Annotated in this window: 15 protein-coding genes and 1 pseudogene; 14 read left to right on the plus strand and 2 right to left on the minus strand. The window is 50.0% G+C overall.

Annotation, left to right across the window (positions count from 1 at the left end; genetic code table 11):
- The first annotated feature begins 157 nt into the window (after positions 1–157).
- The 3 genes from tbcS to H6F94_RS16400 all read left to right on the plus strand — a co-directional run bounded on the left by tbcS (position 158) and on the right by H6F94_RS16400 (position 3,514).
- Positions 158–1,273: a tetraprenyl-beta-curcumene synthase gene (gene tbcS / locus H6F94_RS16390; protein WP_190803320.1), complete on the plus strand. Its 1,116-nt coding sequence runs from the start codon at positions 158–160 to the stop codon at positions 1,271–1,273.
- A gap of 34 nt (positions 1,274–1,307) precedes the next feature.
- Positions 1,308–2,432: an NAD(P)/FAD-dependent oxidoreductase gene (locus H6F94_RS16395; RefSeq protein ID WP_190803321.1), complete on the plus strand. Its 1,125-nt coding sequence runs from the start codon at positions 1,308–1,310 to the stop codon at positions 2,430–2,432.
- Between the two features lie 203 nt (positions 2,433–2,635).
- The gene (locus H6F94_RS16400) at positions 2,636–3,514 is read left to right on the plus strand and encodes an alpha/beta fold hydrolase (RefSeq protein ID WP_190803322.1); all 879 of its coding nucleotides are present in this window, start codon (positions 2,636–2,638) and stop codon (positions 3,512–3,514) included.
- Between the two features lie 90 nt (positions 3,515–3,604).
- Here the strand turns inward: H6F94_RS16400 and H6F94_RS16405 are convergent, their stop codons facing one another.
- On the minus strand, positions 3,605–4,057 hold the full coding sequence (locus H6F94_RS16405) for a YbjN domain-containing protein (protein WP_190803323.1): 453 nt from the start codon (positions 4,055–4,057) through the stop codon (positions 3,605–3,607).
- 318 nt (positions 4,058–4,375) lie between these two features.
- Here H6F94_RS16405 and H6F94_RS16410 point away from each other — a divergent pair, with 318 nt between their 5' ends.
- From H6F94_RS16410 to cynS, 4 genes and pseudogenes are all read left to right on the plus strand, one after another.
- Positions 4,376–4,564: a hypothetical protein gene (locus H6F94_RS16410; protein ID WP_190803324.1), complete on the plus strand. Its 189-nt coding sequence runs from the start codon at positions 4,376–4,378 to the stop codon at positions 4,562–4,564.
- Positions 4,565–4,689: 125 nt separating this feature from the next.
- Entirely contained in the window at positions 4,690–4,887 is a 198-nt protein-coding gene (locus H6F94_RS16415) for an NblA/ycf18 family protein (RefSeq protein WP_190803325.1), read from the plus strand.
- A gap of 660 nt (positions 4,888–5,547) precedes the next feature.
- Positions 5,548–6,939, plus strand: a pseudogene (locus H6F94_RS16420) (glycoside hydrolase 100 family protein).
- Positions 6,940–7,374: 435 nt separating this feature from the next.
- Positions 7,375–7,815, plus strand: a complete 441-nt coding sequence (gene cynS, locus H6F94_RS16425; RefSeq protein WP_190803326.1) for a cyanase — start codon at positions 7,375–7,377, stop codon at positions 7,813–7,815.
- Between the two features lie 187 nt (positions 7,816–8,002).
- On the opposite strand, the gene H6F94_RS16430 is transcribed toward cynS, so the two are convergent.
- Complete coding sequence (locus H6F94_RS16430) at positions 8,003–8,899, minus strand: LysR family transcriptional regulator (RefSeq protein ID WP_190803327.1); 897 nt, start codon at positions 8,897–8,899, stop codon at positions 8,003–8,005.
- Between the two features lie 414 nt (positions 8,900–9,313).
- Here H6F94_RS16430 and H6F94_RS16435 point away from each other — a divergent pair, with 414 nt between their 5' ends.
- The 7 genes from H6F94_RS16435 to rfbA all read left to right on the plus strand — a co-directional run bounded on the left by H6F94_RS16435 (position 9,314) and on the right by rfbA (position 19,937).
- Positions 9,314–9,532, plus strand: a complete 219-nt coding sequence (locus H6F94_RS16435) for a hypothetical protein (RefSeq protein ID WP_190803328.1) — start codon at positions 9,314–9,316, stop codon at positions 9,530–9,532.
- A 692-nt stretch (positions 9,533–10,224) separates the two neighbouring features.
- Positions 10,225–12,231: a histidine kinase dimerization/phosphoacceptor domain -containing protein gene (locus H6F94_RS16440; protein ID WP_190803329.1), complete on the plus strand. Its 2,007-nt coding sequence runs from the start codon at positions 10,225–10,227 to the stop codon at positions 12,229–12,231.
- A gap of 37 nt (positions 12,232–12,268) precedes the next feature.
- Positions 12,269–13,822: a hybrid sensor histidine kinase/response regulator gene (locus H6F94_RS16445; protein WP_190803330.1), complete on the plus strand. Its 1,554-nt coding sequence runs from the start codon at positions 12,269–12,271 to the stop codon at positions 13,820–13,822.
- A 94-nt stretch (positions 13,823–13,916) separates the two neighbouring features.
- Entirely contained in the window at positions 13,917–15,104 is a 1,188-nt protein-coding gene (locus H6F94_RS16450) for an SIS domain-containing protein (RefSeq protein WP_190803331.1), read from the plus strand.
- A gap of 161 nt (positions 15,105–15,265) precedes the next feature.
- A complete protein-coding gene (locus tag H6F94_RS16455; RefSeq protein ID WP_190803332.1) occupies positions 15,266–17,623 on the plus strand; it encodes a glycoside hydrolase family 31 protein in 2,358 nt (785 codons plus the stop codon).
- Positions 17,624–17,847: 224 nt separating this feature from the next.
- Positions 17,848–18,918 (plus strand): dTDP-glucose 4,6-dehydratase, encoded by a 1,071-nt coding sequence (rfbB, locus tag H6F94_RS16460; protein ID WP_190803333.1) that lies wholly within the window; start codon positions 17,848–17,850, stop codon positions 18,916–18,918.
- 65 nt (positions 18,919–18,983) lie between these two features.
- Positions 18,984–19,937, plus strand: a complete 954-nt coding sequence (gene rfbA, locus H6F94_RS16465; protein ID WP_190803334.1) for a glucose-1-phosphate thymidylyltransferase RfbA — start codon at positions 18,984–18,986, stop codon at positions 19,935–19,937.
- Positions 19,938–19,939: the final 2 nt, after the last annotated feature.

Consider the following 19,939-nt stretch of genomic DNA (forward strand, 5'->3'; position numbering starts at 1 on the left):
CCGACATTGTTCACAATTTTCTCTGCCGTTGGGATGAATTTATTTTATCCAACCATTTCTAAAGTGAGAGCTTAGTTTGCGAAGCGGAGAAACCACACTCAAATTTAGTCACTCACCGACCACTCGTTCCTAATTGTTGTTCTGGAGCATTTGATTGATGAGCGCCCCCGACAATGTGTGGTCATTAGCTTTTGGTATTTATCGTGATGTGTTGCCCATCGTGCGGCAACATTTGGGCGACTGGCAAACACAGGCTCGCCAAATCCCTGATCCAGAACTGCGGCAACAAGCATTGGCAAGCATCAAGACGAAAACCTTTCATTGTGAAGGTGGCTCGATTTACGGCTTGCTGGTGAGGGAACACCGCCACAAAATTATTCGGTTCATTGTGGCTTACCAAACCATTAGTGATTACTTGGATAACTTGTGTGACCGTAGTACGTCTTGCGACCCTGACGATTTTCGAGCTCTGCATGAAGCGCTCTTGCAAGCGCTGACTCCCGGCGCAGAACCTACAAACTACTACCGCTTGCGAACTGAGCAAGAAGACGGAGGATATCTCCAAAAATTAGTCGCCACTTGTCAATCGGTACTCCAGCAACTTCCAGCTTATTCAAACATTGCGCCTGCTCTGCAAGAGCTAGCCACGCATTACTGTAATTTGCAAGTGCATAAGCATGTCACCCCTGAGGAACGGGTGCCCCGCTTAACCGCCTGGTTTGCCTCGCAGCAAGCGAGCCTGCCCGAGATGAGTTGGTATGAGTTCTCTGCCTGTGCTGGCTCCACGTTAGGCATCTTTTGTTTGGTTGCCTATGCCTGTGAAGAAACCTGTTCAGCGGACCTAGCTGAGCGTGTGAAAGCCAGTTATTTCCCCTGGGTTCAGGGACTACACATTCTGCTAGATTACTTTATCGACCAGGAAGAAGACCGCAGCAAGGGTGATCTGAATTTCTGTGCTTACTACCGCAACGATCAGGAAATGATCCAGCGGTTTGCTCACTTTATTCAGCAAGCTAATCGCGCTGTACTTTGGCTGCCTCACCTGAAGTTTCATCGCATGATTAATCATGGCTTAGTCGGGATTTATCTAGCGGATGAAAAAGTGAGCCAACAAAAGGAATTGCACAGGCTAGCTAGACGCCTAATGCAGGCGAGTGGCCTTTCCTCAGTCTTCTTTCTGGTTAACGGCTGGATCATGGCACGCTTACGTTCGCGCTCTAGCTCAGCACCTTCTGGCAGACAAACCTCTAGGGAACCCATCTTGTCAACCTAAAAGCTCAACCTAAGACCCCAACAGGAGCAGGATCATGCCCAGAATTGTTGTGCTTGGAGCAGGGCCAGCAGGCTGTTCAGCAGGCTACCACCTGGCTAAAAGCGGGCATCAAGTCACCCTTATTGATAAAGCCACCTTTCCTCGGGACAAAATCTGTGGGGACGGGATCAGTTTTGAGTCTGTCCAAGCTCTGTTTACCTTAGGAATTTACCCGCAGGATATCAAGTGTCTGGCCCAGTATGCGCCCGTTTGTGGCTTACGGCTGGGGGTTTCCAATGGCAACGAGCATATGCAGACCACTCAACTCGAAGGGTATTGCATTCCTCGATTTGAGTTGGATAACCTGCTCTACCAACATGCAGTAGAAGCAGGTTGCATTCCTCAAACCCAAACAATCACCGACCTTGCCCGTTCTCATCCAGACCTGTACCACGATTACGACCACATTATTGACGCTCGTGGGGTCTATGCCGGTGAAGCCAATGCGATTGCAATTAGAGCCTATTGGAGTGTTAAAGTAGAAGACTTTCCAGAGCCTTACTGTTCAAAAGCCCATATTTACTTTGACCCCAAGCTGGGAGTCAATGGCTATGGCTGGCTATTTCCAGTGACCGTTAAAGATGGACTGATTAAACTTAACGTTGGTGTCATCTTGTGGCTGGATGAGTACCAGAAACTGAATACAAACATCATTCGTCTGTTCGACCAATTCGTCCAGAAAAACGAGACAACTAAAGCCCTTTTGAGCAAACTGGTGAGCCAGCAGAAGCCCAGAGCTTACCCACTCACGACTGCTAAACGGGACAACAGGGTCAGTGATGGCAAGGTCCTGAAGATTGGTGATGCAGCTAACCTGACTGACCCCCTAACTGGTGAGGGCATCGCCAATGCCCTGCTAAGTGGCTTACAAGTGGCCCAAGCGATCAATATGAGCGTTATGCCAGCGGCGGCAGCAGAAAACTGGCAACGGCTTTACCAAATTCATTTTGAACCAGATTTTCAGGCTGGCTTATGGCTGAAGTCTTTGAGAAAGTCCTTTCTCGCCAATCAATTGCTGATCAGCTTGATGAAGCGCAACCATTGGGTGGCTGAACGCGTGATGTATGCCGTTGCTGGACTCATTCCCTACAGCGAGTTTGTCCCCTCATTGAGGTATTAGGAGCTTGAATATTGGCGCGGTTATACCAACTCGTTCTTTAATCGCTACCCATTGACCCCTCACAACTTCCCCCTGCCAAGGGGAGTTGCGTAGGCGGTGAGGTTCTAATGCGTGGCTCTCATTTAGAGAATTGGTACCACTGGCATAGAGGTTCTTGAAAACTCAGATTCTTAAGAGCTCGAATTCTAGCTAGACTGACCTCTATGCCCGCCAGTTTTCTCCCGCCCCAGGTCAAATATTTAAGTGAACCCACGTCGATTGCCTTGGCTGAACGCATTGAGCGTCAGCCGATCCAGACTGCCCTAAGTACACAACCGATTGCGACTGCCTATATTCGTCAGGGCAGCGGTGGCACACCGATTCTGCTTTTGCATGGCTTCGACAGCTCAGTGTTTGAGTTTCGCCGTCTCCTGCCGCTGCTAGCTGCTCAGAATGAAACTTGGGCGCTCGATCTGCTGGGCTTCGGTTTTACCGAGCGTTTGACGGGCTTACCCTTTGCCCCGCCCGCGATCAAAGCTCATCTGTATGCCTTTTGGAAAAGCCTGATTCAGCAACCCATGATCCTGGTAGGGGCATCGATGGGAGGAGCCGCTGCTATTGACTTCGCCCTCACCTTCCCGCAGCTCGTGCACAAGCTGGTTCTGATAGCCAGCGTGGGCTATAGCGGTAGCTTTCCGCTGGCGCAGTTTCTGGCGCCTCCCTTTGATTTCCTGGCCATGGAATGGTGGCGGCAGCGCAAACTGCAACCCTTGGCCTTCTACAGCACCTTTGCGCCTTGGGATATAGCCTCGCAGGAAGCACTCCGCTGTGCTGCACTGCATCTGGAGATGCCTGGCTGGTATGAAGCTTTGCTGGCCTTCACCAAGAGCGGCGGCTACAGCTTGCAACAGCAGATTACTCAGGTCCAATCGCCAACGTTGATCCTGTGGGGTGAGCAGGACGACATGTTGGGCACTAGCGATGCAGCTAAATTCAAGCGGGACATTGCCCAGAGCCAGCTAATCTGGCTCAAAGGCTGTGGTCATGTGCCCCATCTAGAACAGCCTCAGCTTACTGCCCAACATATTCTGGCGTTCCGGTAAGTGCTTGGTCGTCCCGGCTAGCCCTGTTAAGAAACAGGCATCAGTCCATTAGCTGGGACAGCAGAATGATCAGACGCCAAGTGAAAGGGTTTAGTTGAACTCTCGGATCCGATCTAGGGCTCGCTGACCACCCCACTTGCTCACGATCAAATCGTCGTACTCATCTGCGACATCTAAGACTGCTGTGACCGAGGCTTCAAATTCTTTCTTGTCATCGCCGTAGTCAACGATCGTGTCTTCAAAGAGAATGTCACCTTTCTGATCTACACCAAAAGCGCCGAAGCGCATCCTAGCGTTTTCTTGCAGCAGAAAAAGCATCAAATCTGAGGTTAATTCTGCCCCAACTGCCACAAAGGACCGACTATTAATCACCGCATCATTCTCGCCCCAGGGGTAGATCAGCACCTCTACTAAAGCTGAACCTCTAAATAGCCCTAATCCTGGCACATCTGGCCTAGCACAGGGAAATTTGCCGAACAATTGGCCCATCCAGGTAGCAACCTTATCGTAGCAAGCTCTCTGTGCTTCTGTCTCAAATTCCATTTTGTTTGTCCCGAGATCATCTCTACTGGCTCTGGGGCCTGAATAGTAATGAAGTTAACCGACTAGTGCCCAGTTTCAAAATATTTCTGGTTAACGCTGAAGCAAACCTCCTAAGTAAACGTAGCGGTTTTGTTGCCGTTAGAAAATCTGGCGAGTAAGGATAGCACGTTTTGAAATAGCTATGCTTGCAATGAATGGTGCAAGAGCATGCGCACAGGACTGATTCCTGATCCATTTCGCTCACTTGGGGAACGCATCACCACTTTTGTAAATATTTTGTTACACTATTAACATAGCTTTACACGAGGAGTCCCAACCATGCGTTACACAGACCAACAAGGGAACACCCTCAGCCTTAATCAATGTATGGCTGCCAACAGCTTCTTCATGGAAGACGAAATGTACAGCCGTGAACCCCTAGAGATGCATTTCACCTCAACAGGAGAGTTACGGGCAGGCAAGAAACCCAAGAATGCTGGTAGCGAGCTAATTGCCACAGAGAGCTAAGCTCACAAGACCAAAGCCCAACAGGCATGGCTAAGTATTTAGCCTCAAATGCAAATGCCTCAAATGTAAATATTGAGCTCGCATTGACCCTTTAGATTTTGTCCTGATTTGACATAGGAACCAATATGAATCAGCCCACCGAACTGTCTTTAGAACAACAATTCAGTCTTAAAATCTTCGCAGACCAGGTGCAGCAGATGTCCCACGAGCAAGCCCAAGAGTTTTTGCTCATGCTGCGCAAACAGATGATGATGCAGGAAACGATGTACCAGAAGTTTCTAAGGCATGAGTGGAAACTTGATGTAGATGCCTTCTCTGTGTAGAACACAGGAGCATAAAGTTTAGAGTAAGCGGCTCCCCAGAACAGGGGAACCGCTTACTTTTTTAGTAAATCGGACTGACGCTGCCAACGTCTACCCAAATCCCGCTGCACACAGCAACGGCTTCGAGATTGCCTATATTTCGGCCTTTAGGCAGAGCTTTAAGAGTAATGGGGACCTTGCGATTGAGCATAAGCCGCAGAGGTTAGCCTACCTATAGCTGAGTTTTTGCTGCACTTGCAATAATAGGCTACACCTACGCTTTAGGTATACCTAATTGATGATTAATGACTAAAGACATAACTAAAGTACAACTTATTTTTGAAGTAAACGGAGTGACTGTGCCCCAGGGTAGGGACATAGAAGCGTCACCTTCTCTAGCTAAAGGGGCGTGCCACCTATTTTTCTACTCCCTCTACAGGATGAGTTCTTGTAAAGACTAGAAGGTTAGTGTTGATACTGATGTTGTTTTGTTTCGTTCTGGTTTCGATTTAGTTCTTGCTGTTGATGCTTGGTGATGGCTCAAATAGGAGCAAAGCGACTGATCTCCAGAATTGACCTCTAGATTATTCTGTTTGTTTTCGACCAGATCTAGCTTAAAGGGTTGAAGGAGCAAAAACTTGAGCAGTTTTGCAGCTAGTTGCACTTTGGCTAAGTAACTCAATGAGCATAAGAAAAGACGCTATAGAGTCAGCCTGGAGGGCACTCGATACCTCCCTTATTTACTACAAGGGAGAGCCTATTGGCACCGTAGCCGCCTGCGATCCTGATGCGGAATCACTCAACTACGACTAGTGCTTTGTCCGTGACTTTGTCTCTTCAGGTCTAGTGTTTCTGGTGAGTGGACGGGCTGAAATTGTCCGCAATTTTCTAATCGAGACGCTGAGGTTGCAAAGCCACGAGAAGCAAGTGGACTTCTTCAGGCCAGGCCCAGGTTTGATGCCAGCTAGCTTCAAAGTAGACACCAGGGATGGTGAGCAATTCCTGATAGCCGACTTTGGGGAACACGCTATCGGTAGAGTGCCTCCGGTTGACTCCTGTTTGTGGTGGATTATTCTGCTGCGAGCCTATGTGAGAGCGACTGGCGATCTTGCTTTAGCCCACCAAGAAGATTTTCAGAGGGGACTAAAGTTAATCCTTGAACTTTGTTTGGTGCATCGCTTTGCCATGTATCCAACCATGTTGGTTCCAGATGGCGCTTTCATGATTGATCGGCGCATGGGAGTCTATGGTCATCCCTTAGAAATTCAGGTGCTGTTCTATGCAGCTTTGCGTGCGGTTCGTGAGCTACTTATACCTGAGGGGGACGGCGTTCAGTACCTCAAAGTGACAACCCAACGCTTGATGGCATTAAAATATCATATCCGTAAATATTACTGGCTGAATCTCAAGCGATTGAACGAGATTTACCGCTACAAAGCCGAGGAGTTTGGCAAAGAGGTTGTCAATAAATTTAATATCTATCCAGAATCAATTCCAGACTGGTTAACCGAATGGCTACCAGAAACGGGAGGCTATTTAGCAGGTAACCTTGGGCCTTCTCAGCTCGATTTTCGCTTTTTTGCCTTAGGGAACTTGATGGCCATCCTCACTTCCTTAGTAAATGAGCAAGAGTCTCAAGGGATTATGAACTTGATTGAACAGCGCTGGTCTGACCTAGTGGGGTGTATACCGCTCAAAATTTGCTTTCCTGCCCTGGAGGGTTCGGAATGGCGAATTGTCACTGGCTCTGATCCCAAGAACCAACCGTGGTCCTACCACAATGGCGGCAACTGGCCGGTTTTGCTTTGGATGCTGGTAGCGGCGGCTCACAAAATGGGTCGGACTGACCTGGCTCACCAAGCGCTTGACCTAGCTCGCAATCGCTTACACGAAGATCAATGGCCGGAATATTACGATGGGCGACATGGTCGTTTAATAGGCAAAGAAGCTAGAAAATATCAAACCTGGACGATTGCTGGCTTCTTAGTAGCTGAAGAACTGAACGTAAACCCAGCTCACTTAGACTTAATTAGTTTTGGTGAAGACCCAGATGATCTCACCTGTGACCTATAAGGGCACGCGCTGTGAACTCTTGCAAGCTCTTGCAGCCGTTGGTCTTAGCTTTGCTTAGAGGATGCAATGGTGACGGTAGCGCAGACTGCAACGATTGTCTTGCTACCCTGACTCCGCAACCGGTATCTAGAAAAGCTCCAGCTTACTACTCAGCTCAATATATTAAGTTACGTTAAGAAGTTACTTGCCTGTGGCCAGCTCTATAGACTCCGATATTAGACATCTTTGATACAGTTTCAGTTCTTCAAATCTGCATAGAAGTTATTCTGCTGGTTCTTTAGCTCGACTTACTTATATCTCCACTGTAGATTTTTACATATCTTTATGTTAGCTTATGAGCTCAATCTACGGATCTTTGTTAGAGCAGTCTCGAATTAGGACTTCTGTATGAGAGGATCAAAGTTCAGTTAATTTGTTGAATTAAGGAGTCCTTGAATGGCGATTCCAGAAATTACTCAGACCCTTCTATCTGCCAAGCAAGCTAAGGGACTCAGCTTTGCTGATTTAGAAAAGCTACTCGGACGCGACGAAGTCTGGATTGCAGCCCTTTTCTACCGACAAGCCAGTGCCTCAGAAGATGAAGCGAGCAAACTGGTTTCAGCCCTTGGTCTTAGCCCTGAGGTTGCACAAGCCTTAACTGAATTTCCGATCAAAGGATTGGGTCCAGTCGTGCCAACTGATCCCCTGATCTATCGTTTTTATGAAATCATGCAGGTTTATGGGATGCCTCTCAAAGAGGTAATTCATGAGAAGTTTGGTGATGGCATTATGAGCGCCATTGACTTCACTTTGGATGTAGAAAAAGAAGAAGATCCCAAAGGTGACCGCGTCAAATTGATCATGTCCGGGAAGTTCTTATCCTACAAAAAATGGTAGGGATAGTTGCTAATGGCTGAATGATTGATAGCAGTTCAGTTTAAAGTTATAGGCCGGAAGATAGGAGTACATAAGGATGTGCTCCTGTTTGTTTTTAAGTCTCTTTTTGGGCCAAGAATTTTGGATCCAGAATAGCCTGGATTGTGTTCCTAATCTTGATCTTAAAATTAGGGGCCAAGACTAGTTTTTAGTTGGCCTGTTTTGACCTTAATAGACTGGCTTCGCGCAGCACATCTAGAAAGGCAAATACAGCCGGACTGTGCAAGGCATTGGCCAAAACCACGGCTTTAATCACTCGTGGTAGAGGCACCGGCAAACGGTAAGCCCGAATTTCTTTGGGTAAAGGCGCCGCTGCTAAGGATGGCATGATCGTAGCGCCTAGCCCTTGAGCGACCATCGCCAGTACTGTCGAGTCCTCTTTAACCCGGTAGGCCACGTTTAGCGATACCTGAGCTGCGGCACAGTGGTCGAGAATCCGGGGCCCCTCTGGGCAGTCGGTCATGATGAACGAGTGGGTGGCTAGGTCTTCCCAAGTGAGCTGTTTGCGTTTGGGCGCTTTTGAACTGGCGATCAGCATCATGTGCTCATCTCGCGTGATCTCCCAAGTGTCAAAGCAAGCATCAAAGCCTCCCACAGACAGCCGATAGGTCAAACCAATATCAGCCCGACCTTCGCGCAAGCTCTGCTCGATGCCTGGTTCATCCTGCTCAGTGACCGTGATTGCCACGTTAGGAAACTTGCTGCGAAACTGGGCAATGGCCGGGGGCAGAATATGCATGGCAGCACTGCGGAAGGCAGTGAGGCGAACCCGTCCTCCGTGTAACCCCTTTTCTAGAGTTGCCTGGTGAATAATTTTGCTTTGCAGATCTAGCATCTGGCGAGCATAGGGCAAAATGTGTTCACCAGCGGAGGTGAGCCGCGCGCCATAACGCCCCCGCGACAACAGCGAAACGCCCAATTCTTCTTCCAAACCCGCAATTGCGTGACTGATCGCGGACTGGGAGACATCAAGACTAAAGGCTGCTTCGGTGAAGTTACCGTGCTCTGCGACCGCGACTAATGCCTGAAGCTGGGAGATCTTCATGACTGCATTCTACCTGAAGGCTTTTCGCATCCTCAAATCGAAAGAAATCTTGCCTATGGCAGCCACTTTCGATAAATCAAATTCTAGTAAAACCAAAGCTCCCAGAATTCGCTCCGCCCATAAGCGCGTGGGGCAGACTTAGCAAAAAGTATAGAGAGCCACTGGCTAAACTCAACAGAGTTCTGTAATCTCTTTGCTAACCTATCCGGTCAGCACCTAGTAGAAGTGCGATCTTCACTCCTACTAGGCTAACCCCCAAGCTGATCACCCAGCCCGGAGGCTAGTGGGCAGTTTAACACTGCTATAACTCCCTCATTCTCTTTGGCGAAAGGTGCAAGGTGGCGCGGTGGGCCAGGGCTAGCGAGCTTCCAAACTCGCTAGCCCGTCAAACCCAATATCCCAGGATTGACACCGATGTGGACAACGTTTGGCACCCTTGCAAAAGGGGAGCGGTTTTACTTTGCGGGTCATGTGGCAGTGAAGTTGACGAGTGGCGGCATCAATACACCGGGCCGCTTTATGTGGGATGGCGAGTCAGACCATGAGGGCTGGCAGATCTACAACGGTACGCGAGTGCAAACCTGCACCTGTCCGCGAGAAACTGTAGAACCCGCTGAGGAGGTCAAGCTATAACTTAGTCTTTATTAGTCCATAACCTAGCCTTGAACTGTGCGCAGGCCACCTTCTTTAAGATTGGGGGCCATTAGATCAGTCAACGGCGAACCGGTTCACTAAGCACTGAATCTTGGGAACCCAAATACCACAAGCCGTAAGTTGTCCCCTAACAAGTCCCTAGCAAGTCCCGTGGGGCCTCCAAAGGAATTGACCTACAAGAGGAATGTATCAAGAATTACCTTGAGATGTGTTTCGAATTACACAAATCCCACAAGCATTGTCAAAATTCTGTTCAAGAATTTGCTCCAGCTTGAATTAGAGCGCATTTGCCGGAAAATCAATAACTTTTGCTAAAAATTAGCCCGCTAAGCTTGAACAACACCCTTAAATCTACCGAGAACTTAAAGGCTATGCCCCTGGCTTCTTAAAATTGCCCGTAGGAATACTGAGATAACAAACGAAAGCTGCTCTACAACTCGTATTTGTACAGGGTGAACGAACCGTTAGCTCCTCTATGCTAGTGAAGCCCATTTGTAAGCCCTATCGCTCTATTGCAACTGCCCTGTGAGTGGGTGCAAGCCCATTAGAAGAAAGAGCTTGCACCTTGAACTCTCCCAGGCAACTCACACCCAACAGCTGGCGGAAGACCGTCGACCAATGCCATTACCCTAATTGCCCTAGTTCTGGAAAAACTGCGGGGAGTGACAGCTGTGAGCTTTGCACAGAGCTTTCTCAACGACTTTTTGTGGTCGCGACAATTTGTTCCGCATGGGCACTGCTATCTGTGGAACCCAGGCTTGGTGTCGCTGCATGTTCTGGCAGATCTGCTGATTGCTCTGTCCTACTACGCAATTCCAATTGGCCTGCTCTCTTTCATTCAAAAACGGCGTGACGTACCCTTTCCGAGTATCTTCAGCCTGTTTGGTGCTTTTATTATCTGCTGCGGCACTACACACCTGCTTGCAATCTGGACCCTCTGGCAGCCCAGCTATTGGCTATCCGGAAGTGTGAAGGCGGTAACAGCCGTCGTCTCTCTCTACACAGCACTGGAATTAGTGCCTCTTATTCCTCAAGCCCTAGCTCTGCCCAACCCAACCCAGCTTGCAACTGCCAACCAAGACCTACAAAACCAAATCGCTGAGCGTAAGCGAGCTGAGGCAGACCTGGAAAGCGCAAGGCAAGACCTAGAAATGCGAGTGCAGGAGCGCACCCTGCAATTGAGCCGCATCAACGAGTCCCTGCAGGTTGAAATTACTGAGCGTAAGCGAGTAGAGCAAGCCCTACGCCAAAGTGAGGAGCGCTACCGCTCGCTGATTGAAGCCACTACTCAGATCATTTGGGATACCAATGCGGCTGGGGAGTTCGTGACTGAGCAGCCGAGTTGGAGCGCTTTTACCGGTCAAACCTATCCTGAAAGTGCAGGTTGGGGCTGGCTTGCGGCTATTCACCCAGAAGACCAACAGGATACCGCCCTGAAATGGTCAGCAGCAGTGCAACAGCGCGAACTCTATGAAGGTGAGCTTCGCCTGCAGCGACAGGATGGTGAATATCGCCATATGAATGTCAGGGCGGTCCCAGTCTTAGAGCCTGACGGCAGCGTCCGAGAGTGGGTAGGATTTCAAACTGATATCACCCCTGCTAAGCAGGTGGAGGCGGAGCGAGCCCAACTGTTAGCCCGCGAACAGCTTGCCCGAGCCGAAGCTGAAGCCGCTCGACAGCAATTGGCGGCGATCTTTGAGACCTCACCGATGGGCATTGCTCTACTAGACCAGCAGCAGCGATTTGTAGCGATTAATGAAGCACTGGCGGAGATCAATGGCATCAGTCGTGATCAACACCTGAGTCACTCAGTACCTGAGCTGTTTGCCGCTTCTGACCCTGCGATTGTTGAGCTATTTCAAATCCTTTACGCAACAGGCCAGCCGTTCATTGCGCCTGATATGCCAGCTAATGTACCTGGGCGAGAAGACCGCCGCCCAGGCTTTTACAACGTTTATTATCTGCCCAGAACAGGGCCCAATCTGGAAGTTGAGAGCGTGCTGGTTTACGTCGTCGATGTCACTGAGCGGAAACAAGCAGAAGAACAAATCAAGGCATCACTTCGCGAAAAAGAAGTGCTGCTCAAAGAAGTGCATCACCGTGTCAAGAACAACTTGCAGGTCATTTCTAGTCTGCTAAATCTTCAATCTGATCAGATTCAGGACTCACAGGCTCTTGAGGTGTTTAAGGAGAGCCAAAATCGCGTTAGATCAATGGCACTGATTCACGAGAAGCTATACCAATCCAAACATCTTGCCAGCATTGATTTCTCTGACTACATTAGGAGCCTAACTGATACCCTGCTGCGTTCCTACGGCAACAGTGCTAATCGCATTGAGCTGAGCATGAGCGCGGGCGAAGTTCTCTTAGGTATTGATACCGCCATTCCCTTAGGTTTAATCATCAGCGAGCTTGTCTCTAATGCTTTAAAGCACGCCTTTACTGAGCAAGAACCGGGTATGATTCGGGTTGGGCTTCACAATGGCAGCAACAGCGAGCTAATGTTAACGGTCAGCGATAATGGTATTGGTCTGCCGAAGGATTTTGACTGGCAAAACTCAGAATCTTTAGGCTTGAGGCTAGTCAACGATTTAGCCGAGCAGCTGGACGGCAGCATTGAGTTCTGGAACGGCAATGGCACCACCTTTAAACTCACCTTCGCTGTGCATGAGCAATGAGAGCTATGAATGGCAGAGAGTGGACACGAGGCGTGAGATGCAGACAAGAATCATGATTGTTGAGGATGAAATCATTATTGCTAGAGACATCCAAAGAAGTTTGAAAAAATTGGGTTATTCTGCTCCGGTAATCGCGGGCTCCGGCGAAAAAGCAATTGAGAAAGCGACGGAGACAAATCCCGATTTAATCTTGATGGATATCATCCTCAAAGGCGGTATGAATGGCATAGAGGCTGCTCAGCAAATTTATAGCGACCTCAACATTCCTATCGTTTACCTGACTGCCAACGCAGATGAGAATACCCTGCAACGGGCCAAGGAAACTGGTCCCTTCGGCTATATTCTCAAGCCTTTTGAGGAACGAGAATTACATACAACCATTCAAATGGCCCTAGAACGGCACAAATTAGAGAAGCAATTAAAAGAACGAGAGCAGTGGCTTGAAACTATTCTTAATAGTGTGAGCGATGCGGTCATCGTCACCGACATGGCTGGAAAAATCAAGTTTGTTAATCCGGTCGCCGAAGTGATGACCGGCTGGGGAACAGATGCTTTAGATCGAGATTTGGCAGATATCATTCATATTATTCAGGAGCAGACCCGAACTCCTGTTCAGAGCCCAAATCCAGGCGCTCTCCAGGGGTTAGCAAATTTGTATTTAGTTGCTGATCTCCTGTTGATTTCCAAGGCTGGCACCGAACTCCCCATTGATCTTAGTGCAGCACCCTTAAAAGACCACCAGGGCAACACTACGGGCACCGTGTTGGTTTTTAGAGATCTTACAGAACGCAGGCAATCTGAGGCTAGCCACTTTGCTGTGGAGCAAGCCAGACAGCTGGAAGCTCAAATGGCTGAACTGCGTCGGCTAGATCAACTGAAAGATGAATTTTTGAACACTGTTTCTCACGAACTGCGTACGCCCCTGTCCGTGATCAAAATGGCGATTCAAATGTTGGAAATTTCACTGAACCAGCGCGGGACCACCGCTGCTTCAGGACCAGAATCTGATCCCACCGCTCGCTACCTGCAAATTTTGAGAGAGCAGTGTGATCAGGAGATGCACTTGGTCAACGATCTGCTGGACTTGCAACGGCTCAATGCGGATGCTGAACCGCTAATCCCTGCAACCATTTATCTGGAAGACTGGCTGCCTGAGTTTGTGGAAACCTTTCGAGAGCGTGCCAGCAGTGATCAACAAAACTTGCAGGTCCAGATTCCGCCAGATATACCTGCCATTGTTTCTGATGCCTCTTGTCTACAGAGAGCCTTGCGTGAGTTGCTGCACAATGCTTGCAAGTACACTCCCCCGAATGGCCAAATTAACGTGGAGGTTAGCGCTGCCGCTCAGCAAGTTCAGATCCGAGTTTGCAATACTGGCCCCGAAATTCCGGCCAGTGAGCTGCCTCGCCTTTTTGACAAGTTCTATCGGGTTCCAGGTGGCGATCCGCGTGGCAAAGGCGGCACAGGTTTAGGGCTGGCTCTGGTCCAGAAGCTGGTTTTTTTCATTGGTGGCACGATTAACGTCGAAAGCAACGCGGGCGAAACCTGCTTCACGATTGAGCTACCCCTAGACAGAACTAGTTCAGACTAAAGGTATGACCTGCCTATGACTTGGCTATGACCTGCCGACCGCCCTTTTACCTCTTCGCACCTCACTAAAGTCTTTTTGCAATTCACTGAGACCGATGCCTTTAGCCCCAGATGGCCCAGTTCCAACCCACGGGCCTTCCTATGACGCCTTTGGTCAGGCCGAGTCCCACATGCTCCAGGAAATTCGGGAGCAACCCAGCGTCCTGCAAGCCTGCCTGGATACTTTTCTCCCTCTGTCGGTAGGGACTGAACCGACCTTAAAACTGGGCTTACCGGATCTGAGTTTGGACCTGGAACGGGTGCATATTCTCGCCTGTGGTAGCAGCTACCATGCCGCTCTGCTGGGGAAGCACCTGCTGGAGCAGTGGGCGGGTCTATCTGTTGAGGTGCAGTTTGCCTCCGAGCACGCCGAGAATCCCCCCCGTCCTACACCTAACACGCTGATCCTGGCCATCAGTCAGTCGGGAGAATCTAGTGATACGTTGCGCGCAGTTCAACGAGAGCAGCAACGTCGAGCTGACCAGTTTCGCCTACTCGCAATCACCAACCGAGCCGATAGCAGCTTGGCCCGTTTAGCAACCCACACCCTGCTCACTCCCGCTGGACCCGAAGTTGCAATTGCTGCTACTAAGTCCTTTACCGCTCAGTTGATGGTGCTGTATGTCTTGGCCCTGGAACTTGCCCAGCAGCGTCAACAGTCTTCCGCAACTCAAGTTGAAGCCCGTTTGAGGCAGTTGTCCAACCTGCCTGCGCAGGTTCAAACCTTGCTAACTGCCCAAGAGCAAGCGACCAAACTGTTGGCAGAACACTTGGCAACCGCTCAAGCCTGCATCTTTCTCGGACGAGGCTTACATTATCCAATTGCCCTGGAAGGGGCGCTTAAGCTACGCGAAACAGCATACCTGCAAGCGACTGGCTATCCTACGGGAGAATTTCGCCATGGCCCTATTGCATCCGTTAGCGAACAATTGCCGGTTGTGCTCCTCGCCGTTCCTGGCAGCAAAAGCTATCAGCAAACTCTGGATAACGCTCAGGAACTCAAGGCAAGAGGCGCTTATTTGATTGGTGTCACCTCTGTCGATCATCTTGATATCAAGTCTGAGCCTGTCTTCGATCACGTACTGCCCATTGCTTCAGCAAACGCAGAATTTGCGCCACTGCTGAGTGTGGTTCCTTTGCAGCTATTGGCTTATTTTGTTGCCCTGCAACGCAATTTGAATGTGGATCGGCCCAGGCACCTGACCAAAGCCATAGTTGATGAAGCTGTTGAGCAGGTTATCTAAAAGGCAAGGTAAGTTGCTAGCTGACCCTCTTAATTAGCCCTACTAATTAGCGTTAATCAGTTATTGGGCTTAGCTCCCGTCTGAATGCCTCCCTCATCGGAGAGAAGCAATCCAGGACTCAGCTCCTTAAGGTGAGGGCTGAAGTTTAAGATGCGGTGGTAATGGCGAACCAGAGCAGTGACTACGGAGTAGAGTTTCAACCCAGCTCTGGACTTGAGCAGCCCTGGATAGAGTTAGGGGTAGTTCAGACTGTTGAGTCCGATGCGCGTACCCTCTACCTCGATTGCGGTGGTCCCCGTTTGACGCTCAGTGTTCTGGCCCCCAACCTGATTCGGGTGCGCCTTGCTCCTACTGGCGAGTTCTTGCCTCGTCGCTCATGGGCAGTGACCCAGCCAGATGACACCTGGCCCCCAGTGCCCTTTGAGCTGCGTCAAACCGAAACTGCAATCGAGATTGAGACCGGGCAGATTCGGCTTGTGGTTGAGCGTAATCCCTGCCGCCTGAGTTGTTTTGATCATGCGGGCCGCCCCTTTGCTCAAGATACAAAAGGCATGGCTTGGCGCTTGGGCGCAGTGGCTGGCTGGAAGCATATTGAAGCGGAAGAGCATTTCTACGGTTTTGGCGAGCGGACTGGCCTACTCGACAAGCGGTCAGAAATCAAAACCAACTGGACCGTAGATACTTTTTTTGACCAGGGTTCGCCGGTTGATAATATGTATCACGCGATCCCATTTTTTATTGCTCTGCGCCCACATCTGGGCTATGGTCTTTTCTTTAATACAACTTTTTGGAGCCAATTTGATCTGGGTGCCAATCAGCCTGGTGTTTGGCAAATGCAAACCCAGGGACCTGAGTTGGATTACTACATTATTTATGGTCCAGAGCCTGCCCAAATCCTGCTGACCTACACCGAACTCACCGGACGGATGCCACTGCCGCCGCGTTGGGCATTGGGTTATCACCAATGTCGCTGGAGCTATCGCTCCGAGTGGGTTGTGCGCGACCTAGCCCGAGAGTTTCGCAGCCGCCGCATTCCCTGCGATGTCATTCACCTTGATATTGACTACATGCGCGGCTATCGCGTTTTTACCTGGAGTCCCCAACGCTTCGGTCAACCCGCAGACCTAATTAAGGACTTAGCCCAGGCAGGTTTTAAAACAGTCACGATTGTCGATCCTGGCGTAAAGCACGAACCAGAAGCGGGTTATACCGTTTTTGATCAGGGCGTAGAGCATAACTGCTTTGTGCGCAAACCTGACGGGCAACTTTTTCACGGTTATGTCTGGCCCGACAAATCTGTCTTCCCTGATTTTCTCAACCCAGAGGTGCGCGATTGGTGGGGCGATTGGCATAAGGAACTCACCCAATGCGGCGTCGCTGGGATTTGGAATGATATGAACGAGCCGTCAATTCAAGATCGGCCCTTTGGGGATGGCGGCAAAAAAGTCTGGTTTCCCCTCAATGCATTGCAAGGCCCCAGTGACGAGCAGGCAACCCACGCCGAAGTCCACAATTTGTATGGGCAAATGATGGCTCGGGCTGCTCGTGAAGGGCTCAATCGTCTGCGCCCCAGCGAACGCTCATTTGTGCTGACACGAGCCGGATATGCGGGCATTCAGCGCTGGTCGGCAGTGTGGATGGGCGACAACCAGTCACAGTGGGACCACTTGGAAATGTCATTGCCCATGCTCAGCAATATGGGGCTATCTGGCGTGGCTTTTGTCGGTTGCGATATTGGGGGTTTTGCTGGCAATGCAACCGCCGAAATGTTTGCTCGCTGGATGCAGGTTGGGCTGTTGTACCCTTTCATGCGTGGCCACTCAGCTATGAGCAGTGCCCAGCACGAGCCCTGGGTCTTTGGCGAAGCCGTTGAGCGCATCTGTCGCGAGTACATTGAACTGCGCTACCGGCTGCTGCCCTACATTTACACCCTTTGTTGGGAGGCCGCTACCACTGGCGCGCCGATCTTACGCCCCTTGCTTTACCATTTTCCGAATGATGTTAAGACCTACGCGCTGTATGACCAGGTGTTGCTGGGTCCCTGGTTGATGGCCGCGCCAGTCTATCGTCCCGGCGTAGAATGTCGCGCCGTTTACCTGCCTAAGGGCACCTGGACTGACTGGTGGAGTGGTGAGCGCTACGAAGGTCCAACCCACATCCTGGCTCAAGCTCCCCTGGAACGCCTGCCGCTGTATGTGCGAGCGGGGGCGATTTTACCAATGGCACCCGTGATGCAGTACACCGACGAACGCCCACTGGATGAGCTGACCCTGCGAATCTGGCCTGGAACCGCTGAGTGGACGTTCTATGAAGACGACGGACACAGCTTTGACTACCAAAACGGTGCCTACGCCACGACCACCTATCGTGTCTATACCGATGGCTCCCAAACCACTGTGGAGATTGGGGCACGGGAAGGGCAATGGACACCAGCTCAACGCGAAATTACCGTGGAATTGGTCGGTGTTGGTGAGCAGCGCTTCACCGATGACGGTACGGCTCGGCGTTTGAGTTTTTAGGTCTCTCTAAGCAGAAGCTTGGTAAGCAGGGCTGGCTGGGCAGCATCACCTTTGCGCGTGCCTGCAGAATGATGCAAACATGCGCAAAGGTGATGCTGCCCAGCTTTTTGCAGGCCATTGTTTTGCAGCCCACTGTTAAAATTTGGAACGCATAAGCTGGCTGCATTCAGGATGCTGCGCTTAGGATGTCGCTGATTAAGCTAAGTAGGTTTGGAGGGGCTGCAATGCAGACGTTTTTGGTCACTGGGGGAGCTGGTTTTATCGGTGCCAATTTCATTCTCCAAGCTAGAAGCTTGCAGTGGGCTAATGTAGTCAACCTGGATATTTTGACCTATGCCAGTAACCTGCAAACCCTGGCAGAGTTGCAAAACGACCCCGGTTATCATTTCGTCAAAGGCGATATTGGCAACTCAGAACTGATAGCTTATTTGTTAGAGCAACATCAGCCTGATGCAGTCATCAATTTCGCTGCTGAAACTCATGTGGATCGCTCGATCCTAGGTCCTGAGAGTTTCATTAGAACCAATGTTGTGGGCACATTCCAGTTGCTAGAGGCAAGCAGAGCCTATTGGCAGAAATTATCGCCATCCAAACGAGACAAATTTCGCTTCTTGCAAATCTCCACAGATGAAGTCTATGGCTCTCTCCGCTCTACTGACCCAGCCTTTCGGGAAGATACCCCCTACTCCCCCAATAGCCCCTATGCCGCCTCTAAAGCAGGGGCCGACCATCTAGTGCGGGCTTACTATCACACCTATGGCTTGCCGACTTTAACCACCAACTGCTCCAATAATTATGGCCCGCGCCAGTTTCCTGAAAAGCTGATTCCTCTGACCATTCTCAATGCGCTAGATGGCAAAGCTTTGCCCGTTTATGGAGATGGTCTAAATGTTAGAGATTGGCTCTATGTGACCGATCACTGTGAGGCGGTTTATCTTGTTTTAGAACACGGCAAGATTGGTGAAACCTACAACATTGGTGGGCGAAACGAGCAAACCAATTTGGCCGTAGTTGAGAAGATTTGTGCAAGTCTCGATAGCCTGGCTCCTCAAGCGGGTTTGCACCGTTCTAATCTGATTGCCTTTGTTAAAGATCGGCCTGGGCATGACCGGCGTTACGCGATCAACTGCGACAAAATTAGCCACGAACTGGGATGGCAACCCAAAGAAGATTTCGATAGCGGTCTACAGAAAACCGTCGACTGGTATCTCAACAACCCAGTGTGGGTAGAGCAAGTGCGTTCTGGTGCTTACCAGGATTGGATTAGCCAGAATTATGAGAACCGGAAAGGGTAAGATTGCCCTTAGCTCAGATATTTAGCTCAGATACTTAGCTCAGACATAAGATAAGAGGATTTCGGATGAAGGGAATCATTCTGGCGGGCGGCTCAGGTACAAGGCTCTATCCGTTAACCCATGTGGTTAGCAAGCAGCTGATGCCCGTTTACGATAAACCGATGATCTACTATCCTCTGTCGGTGCTGATGCTTGCGGGGATTCGGGAGATTTTGATTATCTCTACTCCCTTAGATTTGCCGCAGTTCCAACGCTTGCTGAAGGATGGCAGCCAGTGGGGATTGCAGTTCAGTTATGTTGAACAGCCGAAGCCAGAAGGCTTGGCGCAAGCTTTTATTCTAGGCAAAGACTTTATTGGGGATGAACCGGTTTGCTTGATTTTGGGTGACAACATTTTCTATGGGCATGGCTTCAGTGAGGTCTTGAGCCGAGCCACTAAATTGCAGAAAGGGGGCCTAGTCTTCGGTTATCAAGTTAAGAATCCCCAAGCTTATGGGGTGCTCGAATTTGATGAGCACGGTCAGGTGATTAGTATCCAAGAAAAGCCGAGCTCGCCCAAATCTAAATACGCGATACCGGGCATTTATTTCTATGATGCCAATGTTGCAGAAATGGCTGCGGGCTTGAAACCCTCCGCTCGCAATGAGTTAGAAATTACTGACCTGAATTTGGCTTATCTCCGCCAAGGTCAATTGCGAGTTGAACTGCTAGGACGAGGCTATGCCTGGCTTGACACAGGCACTCATGAATCTCTCCATCAAGCTGCTAACTTCATTGAAACCTTGGAGCAACGGCAGGGGTTAAAGATCGCTTGCGTCGAGGAAATAGCCTATCGTCAGGGCTACATCGACTTAGATCAGCTGTGTCGGCTAGCTGAAGCCGTTGGCAAAAGTAGCTATGGTCACTATCTGCTAGAGATCGTCAATGATGACAGCAATACCAATTCAGGGCCAGCCTATCAAACTGCATCTCATCGTTCAGGACAATCTTCTGAGAAGTTCCTAGGCTTAGGAGTGTGAAT

The organism is Leptolyngbya sp. FACHB-261 (assembly GCF_014696065.1).
In the GTDB taxonomy this organism is placed as follows: Bacteria; Cyanobacteriota; Cyanobacteriia; order FACHB-261; family FACHB-261; genus FACHB-261.

What these genes read in the sequence shown, in the direction of transcription:
- H6F94_RS16415 (WP_190803325.1), top strand. Translation starts at nt 4,690, where the DNA reads ATGAATCAGCCCACCGAACTGTCTTTAGAACAACAATTCAGTCTTAAA.
- H6F94_RS16450 (WP_190803331.1), top strand. Translation starts at nt 13,917, where the DNA reads ATGCCTTTAGCCCCAGATGGCCCAGTTCCAACCCACGGGCCTTCCTAT.
- H6F94_RS16400 (WP_190803322.1), top strand. Translation starts at nt 2,636, where the DNA reads ATGCCCGCCAGTTTTCTCCCGCCCCAGGTCAAATATTTAAGTGAACCC.
- rfbB (WP_190803333.1), top strand. Translation starts at nt 17,848, where the DNA reads ATGCAGACGTTTTTGGTCACTGGGGGAGCTGGTTTTATCGGTGCCAAT.
- H6F94_RS16435 (WP_190803328.1), top strand. Translation starts at nt 9,314, where the DNA reads ATGTGGACAACGTTTGGCACCCTTGCAAAAGGGGAGCGGTTTTACTTT.
- H6F94_RS16410 (WP_190803324.1), top strand. Translation starts at nt 4,376, where the DNA reads ATGCGTTACACAGACCAACAAGGGAACACCCTCAGCCTTAATCAATGT.
- H6F94_RS16395 (WP_190803321.1), top strand. Translation starts at nt 1,308, where the DNA reads ATGCCCAGAATTGTTGTGCTTGGAGCAGGGCCAGCAGGCTGTTCAGCA.
- H6F94_RS16405 (WP_190803323.1), bottom strand. Translation starts at nt 4,057, where the DNA reads ATGGAATTTGAGACAGAAGCACAGAGAGCTTGCTACGATAAGGTTGCT.
- rfbA (WP_190803334.1), top strand. Translation starts at nt 18,984, where the DNA reads ATGAAGGGAATCATTCTGGCGGGCGGCTCAGGTACAAGGCTCTATCCG.
- H6F94_RS16455 (WP_190803332.1), top strand. Translation starts at nt 15,266, where the DNA reads ATGGCGAACCAGAGCAGTGACTACGGAGTAGAGTTTCAACCCAGCTCT.
- H6F94_RS16445 (WP_190803330.1), top strand. Translation starts at nt 12,269, where the DNA reads ATGCAGACAAGAATCATGATTGTTGAGGATGAAATCATTATTGCTAGA.
- tbcS (WP_190803320.1), top strand. Translation starts at nt 158, where the DNA reads ATGAGCGCCCCCGACAATGTGTGGTCATTAGCTTTTGGTATTTATCGT.
- H6F94_RS16430 (WP_190803327.1), bottom strand. Translation starts at nt 8,899, where the DNA reads ATGAAGATCTCCCAGCTTCAGGCATTAGTCGCGGTCGCAGAGCACGGT.
- cynS (WP_190803326.1), top strand. Translation starts at nt 7,375, where the DNA reads ATGGCGATTCCAGAAATTACTCAGACCCTTCTATCTGCCAAGCAAGCT.